The sequence below is a fragment of the Sphingomonas endophytica genome (assembly GCF_001476895.1).
Taxonomy (GTDB): Bacteria; Pseudomonadota; Alphaproteobacteria; order Sphingomonadales; family Sphingomonadaceae; genus Sphingomonas; species Sphingomonas endophytica_A.
Map to the genome: position 1 here is coordinate 1 of NZ_LDTB01000190.1, position 579 is coordinate 579.

Annotated in this window: 1 protein-coding gene; it reads left to right on the forward strand. The window is 62.3% G+C overall.

Annotated elements, in window-relative coordinates:
- Positions 1–275, forward strand: a 275-nt coding sequence (locus NS334_RS16685; protein WP_058756994.1) for a phasin family protein, incomplete at its 5' end; no start/stop codon positions are given.
- Positions 276–579: the final 304 nt, after the last annotated feature.

Here is a 579-nt window from a genome sequence, read left to right on the forward strand (position 1 = left end):
CGCGGGATACCGCCGGCAAGATCGAGGAGCGCAACGCCACGATGCGCGCCGGCGCCAAGGACGTCTCCGCCAAGGCGCTGTCCTATGCCGAAAAGAACGTGCAGTCGTCGCTCAACTACGCCCAGTCGCTGCTCAAGGCCAAGGACCTCACCGAGGTGATGCGGCTGCACAGCGAATATGTGCAGGGCCAGATGCGCGCGCTCGCCGAGCAGGCCAGCGAAATGGGCCAGGCGGTCAGCCGTGCCGCGATGGATGCGGTGAAGCCCAAGAGCTGAGCTGAAGAGAGCTGACCGGGCCGCCGATCCGGGGCGGCCGCGGCAGGCCCAACCCGGGTCGGGCGCGGTAACCCTATATTCCGCCTTATAAAAAATGTGGCGCCGCACGCGATCTTACGTTGCGTTGCACAAAATTGACATGATATGGGTGTTTATTAGGCGCGCCCGACGAAGGGCACTCCCGTGAATCAAGGCAGCGTGATCCATTTCAACGCTCCCGGCCTGCTGGCTCCGGGACGTCCGCAATGGTCACATCTAGTTCCATCTAGTCACCCGTTGCGAAGGATTACACGTATGACCAACC